Source organism: Stenotrophomonas sp. 3diitr2024 (assembly GCF_042136455.1).
Lineage (GTDB): Bacteria > Pseudomonadota > Gammaproteobacteria > Xanthomonadales > Xanthomonadaceae > Stenotrophomonas > Stenotrophomonas sepilia.
The window spans coordinates 1-7,026 of the sequence record NZ_JBHHMJ010000459.1 but is presented as its reverse complement, the minus strand read 5'-3'; the positions used below and the strand labels follow the sequence as shown (position 1 = coordinate 7,026).

At 68.2% G+C, this 7,026-nt stretch carries 5 protein-coding genes; 4 read left to right on the top strand and 1 reads right to left on the bottom strand.

Annotated elements, in window-relative coordinates; all coding sequences use genetic code 11:
* Window positions 1–42: 42 nt before the first annotated feature.
* Window positions 43–2,076 carry a TonB-dependent receptor domain-containing protein gene (locus ABGA94_RS11610; RefSeq protein ID WP_111128045.1) on the bottom strand — a complete coding sequence of 678 codons (2,034 nt, stop codon included), beginning with the start codon at window positions 2,074–2,076 and terminating at the stop codon, window positions 43–45.
* 497 nt (window positions 2,077–2,573) lie between these two features.
* Here ABGA94_RS11610 and mdoH point away from each other — a divergent pair, with 497 nt between their 5' ends.
* Genes mdoH through ABGA94_RS11590 form a run of 4 tightly spaced genes read left to right on the top strand, consistent with a single transcriptional unit; the run spans window position 2,574 to window position 6,998 of the window.
* Window positions 2,574–4,499, top strand: coding sequence for a glucans biosynthesis glucosyltransferase MdoH (gene mdoH, locus ABGA94_RS11605; RefSeq protein ID WP_005419550.1), 1,926 nt, complete (start codon window positions 2,574–2,576; stop codon window positions 4,497–4,499).
* A 50-nt stretch (window positions 4,500–4,549) separates the two neighbouring features.
* Window positions 4,550–5,209 (top strand): alpha/beta hydrolase, encoded by a 660-nt coding sequence (locus ABGA94_RS11600; protein WP_005419549.1) that lies wholly within the window; start codon window positions 4,550–4,552, stop codon window positions 5,207–5,209.
* Between the two features lie 3 nt (window positions 5,210–5,212).
* Window positions 5,213–6,256, top strand: a complete 1,044-nt coding sequence (locus ABGA94_RS11595; protein WP_005419547.1) for a sensor histidine kinase — start codon at window positions 5,213–5,215, stop codon at window positions 6,254–6,256.
* Between the two features lie 10 nt (window positions 6,257–6,266).
* Window positions 6,267–6,998 (top strand): LytTR family DNA-binding domain-containing protein, encoded by a 732-nt coding sequence (locus tag ABGA94_RS11590; protein WP_005419545.1) that lies wholly within the window; start codon window positions 6,267–6,269, stop codon window positions 6,996–6,998.
* Window positions 6,999–7,026: the final 28 nt, after the last annotated feature.

Here is a 7,026-nt window from a genome sequence, read left to right as displayed (position 1 = left end):
GCGCTGGCATGTCGCCAGCGCGATCACGGCGCGTGCCGCCGGTCAGAACCGCGCGGTCATGCTCAGGAAGTAGCTGCGCCCGGCGACGAAGTAGTCGGTGGAGCCTTCCGCATACAGCTTCTTGTCGGCCAGGTTGCTGACGCCACCGCGCAGGGTCAGCACTTCGTTGACGTTCCATGCCGCGGTCAGGTCATACAGCGTATAGGCCTTGAGGAAGGTCGTGGCGGTGCCGGTCTGCCTGCCGGTGTACTGCGCCGACAGGCTGCCGGAAAACACCGTGCTGGGCGCCCAGTCCAGCGACGAATAGCCGGAGAACTCCGGTGTATCGATCAGGTTGCGGCCGGTGGTCAGGTTCCTGGCTTCCTTCATCCAGGTCGCCGAGGTGCGCCAGCGCCACTGCTCGCCGAAGCGGACGTTCAGGTTGCCTTCCATGCCGCGGGTGCGCGCGCGCTGTACGTTGTTCATGCGCGTCCACCAGATGCCGTTGAACCGGCCCAGCGGTGCGTACTCGATCTTGTTCCGGAAGTCGGTGTGGAAATAGGTCACGCCGACATCGATCAGGTCATTGTCGAAGCTGATGCCGATCTCGCGGTTGGTGCTGGTCTCCGGATCCAGGTCCGGGTTGCCGGCCATGTAGCACCCGCCACGGGTGTAGCCCAGCGGAATCAGCGAGGTGCAGCCGCGCCCCCCGGACTGGGTAGCGGCACTGGCCGAGTTCTCGGTCAGGCTGGGCGCACGGAAGCCCTTGGAGACGCCACCGCGGATCGTCCACTGTTCGGCAGGGTGCCAGACCAGGTACGCACGCGGGCTGACGTGGCCGCCAAACTGCTCGTGATGGTCCAGGCGCGCGCCCACGGTCAGGGCCAGGGTGCGGTGCAGTTTCAGCTCGTCCTCGGCAAACAGCGCCCAGGTGTCCACGTCCAGAGTGGAGCCGCTGACCGCGTTGCCGGCATAGTCGATCGGCGCGCGGCCGATGGTGTCGGTGTTGGTCAGCTCCTGCCGCTTCCATTGGCCGCCTACGGCGAACTGGTGTTCAACGCCGAGGGTGAACGGCGTGGTCAGGCTGCCCTCGATGATCGTATCGGTGGCTTCGGAACGGCCGGCAGCACCGATGTCGTTCCTGTACTCGGTCCAGTACGCACTGATCTTCGAATTGCCGAAGCGCCACTTGCCATCGTGGTTGAGCGCCAGCGAGCTGCGCTTGAGCTCACTGGCACCCCAGGCACCTTCGTCCTGCTTTTCCAGCGACGCATCGATGAAGGCCTGCTGCACGCCGTGCCCGGCTTCCAGCGACAGTTCCTGTGCGTCGCTCAGCTTCCACTGCAGCAGCGCATCGACATTGCGGTCCTTTTCGCCCGCGTAGGCATTGCCGGAGACACCGCCGTTGGAGCGGTCCGAATCGCGGCGCATGCTGTTGGCACCGATGCGCAGGCCGAAGCGTTCGCCCAGCGGCCCGGAGAACGTGGCGCCGATCTGCTGGGTATCGCCGCGCTTGCCGTCAGCCGGGCGGGTGTAGCTGTGGGTGGCGCTGCCGTTCCATTCGTCGCCGATGCGCCGGGTGATGATGTTGATCACCCCGCCCATCGCATCGGAGCCATACAGCGACGACATCGGCCCGCGCACCACTTCGATGCGCTCGATCTGGTCCGGCGAGATCCAGTTCAGGTCCTGGCGGCCGAGGTCGGGGCGATAGTTGGTCGAGGCCGAGCTGCCCATGCGCTTGCCGTCCACCAGCACCAGCGTGTAGTTGGACGGCATGCCACGCAGCTTGATCTTGGACTGCTCGCCGACGGCGCTGAGGCCGCCGGTCACGCCCGGTACGCGGCTGAGCAGGGCGGCCAGGTCCGGTACCGGCTGGCGCTCGATGTCCTCACGACTGATCACGCTGATGCTGGCCGGGGCATCCTTGATCCACTGCTGGCTGCCTGAAGCCGTGACCACCACGGTATCCAGGTCCTTGGTGGAGGCATCGGCGGCGGCCTCTGCGGCGGCCAGGCCGGGCAGGGCCAGCAGGCAGACGGTGGCCAGGCGGGTGCGCGGCAGGCGCGCGGAACGGGAACGGGACGACAGGGACATGACGGCTTCCATGAGAGGTGGGGTGACCCGGTGGAAGCAGCAGGCGCAGGCAGACAGCAGGCAGCCCCCCCCTTCCGTGGGTCGTCGGGTGCGCGGTCAGGACCGGCGCAGCTGGGTGGGTCGCGGCCGCGCGGAAGACGGTGACCTGCCTGGTTGATTAAATGATAACCGTTCGCGTTTGTTACGATCCAGTACCGGGGGCGATGCAGTGACATCTGGCCATGCCCTGGCGTGATCGCCTGCTATTTGCTGAATGGGGACAAATCCCGGTGTAGACCTTCGCACCCGGCTTACATTCTGGGCCCTAGACTGGGCCGCATTTTCGATTCCGCCCCGTTGGAGATCGTGTGGGTTCCGGTAGTGACAGACATCGACTGTGCGGCGTGAGGCCGACACAGCCAGGACAAGTGCGGGCGCCGGGAAAGCGCGCCGGGAACCTTGGTGCATGCAGCCCGGCCGGGATGGCCGGCCGTGCCGACGGCGCGGAGTAAGCGACGATGGGGGTGCAGACCATCCATGCGGAAGCAGGAACGCCCCGGCTCGATGCCGGCTGGGCGCTGCTGCCCGCTGAATCGCCGTTGCCGATGCCCGAACAGACCCTGCGCGAAGGCGCACTGAAGGTCCGGCGGCATCGCACCTCGCCGCGCCTGATCGGCCTGCGCCGGCTGTACCTGTTTGGTGGCACGCTCGGCATGACCGCCGTGGCTACGCGGATGATGTGGCGGGTGCTGTCGGCCAATGGCATCAGCGTGCTCGAAGCCTGCCTGCTGGTGCTGTTCGTCGGCCTGTTTGCCTGGATCGCGCTCTCCTTTGCCAGCGCCCTGGCCGGCTTCCTGACTGCTGTGTTCGACCGGGGCTATCGGCTCGGCATCGACCCGGACAAGCCGTTGCCGGCCGTGCACAGCCGTACTGCGCTGTTGATGCCGACCTACAACGAAGACCCGCGCCGCCTGCTGGCGGGCCTGCAGGCGATCTACGAGTCGGTGGCGGCCACCGGCCAGCTCGACCGCTTCGACTTCTTCGTGCTCAGCGACACCCGCCGCGAGGACATCGCCGCTGCCGAGGAACAGGTGTTCGCCGAGCTGCGCGAGCGTGTGCCGGAGGGGCAGACCCGCCTGTTCTATCGTCGCCGTGGTGACAACAGCGGGCGCAAGGCCGGCAACATCGCCGACTGGGTCCGCCGCTTCGGCGGTGCCTACCCGCAGATGCTGATCCTTGACGCCGACAGCCTGATGACCGGCGACAGCATCGTGCGCCTGGTGGCCGGCATGGAACACAACGCCGACGTCGGACTGATCCAGACCCTGCCGTCGGTGATCGGCGGCCGCACCCTGTTCGCGCGCATGCAGCAGTTCGGTGGCCGCGTGTACGGGCCGGTGATCGCCCGCGGCGTGGCCTGGTGGCACGGCGCCGAGAGCAACTACTGGGGCCACAACGCCATCATTCGCACCCGCGCCTTCGCCGACCACGCCGGCCTGCCGGCGCTGCCGGGGCGCAAGCCGTTCGGCGGCCACGTGCTCAGCCACGATTTCGTCGAAGCGGCGCTGATGCGTCGTGGCGGCTGGGCCGCGCACATGGTGCCCTACCTCGGTGGCAGTTACGAGGAAGGCCCGCCGACGCTGACCGACCTGCTGGTGCGCGACCGTCGCTGGTGCCAGGGCAACCTGCAGCACGGCAAGGTGGTCGGCAGCCGCGGGCTGCACTGGATCAGCCGCACGCACATGCTGATCGGCATCGGCCACTATTTCACCGCACCGATGTGGGCGATGCTGATGCTGATCGGCATCGCCATCCCGCTGTTCCAGGAAGGCATCGATTTCAACGCCCTGCTGCACCTGTCGCCCAGCGTGTACTGGCGCGCACAGGATGAAGAGCAGGTGGTGCGCCTGTTCGCCGCCACCATGGCGGTGCTGCTGCTGCCCAAGGTGCTCGGCTACCTGGCAATGCTGCTGGACCCGGTCGACCGCCGCGGTTGTGGCGGTCCGATCCGTGCCTTCGTATCGATGCTGGTGGAAACCGTGCTCGCCGCGCTGATGGCGCCGGTGGTGATGTACGTGCAGTCACGCGGCGTGGCCGAAGTGTTGTCCGGGCGCGATTCCGGCTGGGACGCGCAGCAGCGTGACGACGGCGGCATCTCGTGGATGGCGTTGATCCGTGGCTACGGTGGCCTGGGTGTGTTCGGCGCCTTCATGGGCGTGCTGGCCTGGGCGGTATCGCCGTCGCTGGCGGCCTGGATGGCGCCGGTGGTGATCGGCATGGTTCTGGCCGTTCCGGTGGTGGCGCTGACCTCCTCGCGCGGCCCCGGTGCTTTCCTGCATCGCCTCGGCCTGCTCGATATCCCCGAAGAGAACATCCCGCCACCGGTGCTGGTACGCGCCGCGCAGCTGCGGCGGGAAGCGGCCGAGCAACCGCCGCTGTACTGATTGCCCCGCGCCAGCGGCATAATGCGGCTCGAACTTGAAGGAGCCGCATCATGCTGCAAACGGTGGAACAGGAAACCGGCGCCTCGCCGCAGTGGTCGGTGATCTGGTTGCACGGCCTCGGCGCCGACGGCCATGATTTCGCGCCGATCGTGCCGGAACTGGTGCGGCCGCACTGGCCGGCGCTGCGCTTCGTGTTCCCGCACGCACCCGTGCGGCCGATCACGATCAACAACGGCGTGCCGATGCGCGGCTGGTACGACATCGTGGGCATGGACTTCCGTTCGCGCGCCGACATGGCCGGCGTGCAGGAATCGGTGGTGCAGCTGGACGCACTGATCGCGCGCGAGATCGAGCGCGGCATCGCGCCGGAGAAGATCTTCCTGGCAGGCTTCTCGCAGGGTGGGGCGATCATCCTGACAGCCGCGCTCTCGCGTACCGCGCCGCTGGCCGGCCTGATCGCGCTGTCCACCTATCTGCCCGAAGCCGACAGCGCCACGCGTGTTGACGGCGCGGTGCAGGTGCCGGTGTTCATGGCCCATGGCAGTGGCGACCCGGTGATCCCGCAGGCCGTCGCAGCGCACAGCGCGCAGGCGCTGCGTACGCTGGGCCTGGATGTGGCGTGGCACAGTTACCCGATGGCCCACCAGGTCTGTGCCGAGGAGATCCAGGCACTGGGTGACTGGCTGCAGGAACGCCTGGGCGCCGCCTGAGCCATGTCGCCGGCCAGCACACCGCCGTGGATGCCGGAACTGTGCCGCCTGCCACGGCTGGCGGCGATGCTCGGCCTGGCCGAGCTGGTGGTGGTGGTACTGGCGCTGGCGCCGGACGGCAGCCGTCACTGGACCTTCGGCGAACTGCTGTCGGCCAGCGGATTCGCGCTGTGGCTGGCGCTGGCGGTGACCGCCAGCCTGTGCCTGCTGCGGCAGACCCTGTCGCGGCTGCCGCCGGTGCTGGGCGCCATTGCGGCGACCGTGCTGGCAACCCTGATCGCGGTGGTCTGCGCTGGCATCGTGCACGCGCTGTACGCGGTGCTGGGCGACAGCTTCGCCAGCGGCATCAGCTTCTGGCGTTTCACCCTCGGCAGCGCGGCAACCACGGCGCTGATCGCCGCGCTGGCGCTGCGCTACTTCTACGTAAGCGATCGCTGGGCCGCGCAGGTGCAGGCCAACGCGCGCGCGCAGGCCGACGCGCTGCAGGCGCGTATCCGCCCGCATTTCCTGTTCAACAGCATGAACCTGATCGCCAGCCTGCTGCATCGTGACCCGGCAGTCGCCGAGCGCGCGGTGCTGGACCTGTCCGATCTGTTCCGTGCCGCGCTGGGGGCGGGCGAGGGCGATTCCACCCTTCGCGACGAATGCGAGCTGGCCGAGCGCTACCTGTCGATCGAATCGCTGCGCCTGGGTGAACGCCTGCAGGTGCGTTGGCAGCGCGACGAGCCGCTGCCCTGGGACCTGCCCTTGCCAAGGCTGGTACTGCAGCCGCTGGTGGAAAATGCCGTGCTGCATGGCATCTCGCGCCTGCCCGACGGCGGCACCATCGAACTGCAGCTGGCGCGCGAGGGCAATGAACTGCAGATCCGCGTACGCAACCCGGCACCCGATCCGCAGGCGCCGGGGCTGGCGCTGGCACGCGGCGCCGGTCATGCCCAGCACAGCATCGGCCATCGGCTGGCCTGGCGCTTCGGCAGCACCGCGCGGATGACGGCTGGCTGGAGCGAGGGCTACTATGCCTGCCAGGTGACAGTGCCGATCCAGTGAGGGAACGATCGTGAGGGTAGTCATCGCCGACGACGAACCGCTGGCGCGCGAGCGCCTGCGCAGCCTGTTGGCGGCACAGGACGGCGTGGACGTGGTGGCCGAGGCCGGCAACGGTGAGCAGGCCCTGCACGCGTGCGCGGAGCTGCAGCCGGACCTGGTCCTGCTGGATATCGCGATGCCCGGGCTGGATGGCCTGGAAGCGGCCCGCCACCTGGCCAGCTTCGAACCTCGGCCTGCGGTGGTGTTCTGCACCGCCTACGATGCGCATGCGCTGTCGGCGTTCGAGGCTGCAGCGATCGACTACCTGATGAAGCCAGTGCGTGCCGAACGGTTGGCGGCGGCGATCGCACGTGCGCGCACGTTCCTGGCCGGCCGCGATGGTCAGCCACAGGAGCACAGCGGGCAGCAGGCACGCAGCGTGCTGTGCGCACGCCTGCGCGGCAGCCTGCGCCTGATTCCGCTGGACGATATCCACTACCTGCAGGCCGAGGAGAAGTACGTGGTGGTGCACCACGCGCGCGGCGAGGACCTGATCGAGGAATCGCTGAAGTCGCTGGAAGAAGAGTTCGCCAGCCGTTTCATCCGCATCCATCGCAACTGCCTGGTGGCGCGCCACGAGCTGGTGGAGCTGCGTCGGGGCTCGGGCGGGCAGGTGCAGGCGGTGTTGCGGCATGGCAAGCAGCCGCTGGAAGTCAGCCGCCGGTGCGTGGCGACGCTGAAGCAGGAACTGCGGCACTTGTGAGAGTTCCGCGCGGCCTGCGGCCGCGACT

Bases quoted from the DNA above. Each gene is read 5' to 3' on its own strand.
- ABGA94_RS11610 (WP_111128045.1), bottom strand. From the start codon at position 2,076: ATGTCCCTGTCGTCCCGTTCCCGTTCCGCGCGCCTGCCGCGCACCCGC.
- mdoH (WP_005419550.1), top strand. From the start codon at position 2,574: ATGGGGGTGCAGACCATCCATGCGGAAGCAGGAACGCCCCGGCTCGAT.
- ABGA94_RS11600 (WP_005419549.1), top strand. From the start codon at position 4,550: ATGCTGCAAACGGTGGAACAGGAAACCGGCGCCTCGCCGCAGTGGTCG.
- ABGA94_RS11595 (WP_005419547.1), top strand. From the start codon at position 5,213: ATGTCGCCGGCCAGCACACCGCCGTGGATGCCGGAACTGTGCCGCCTG.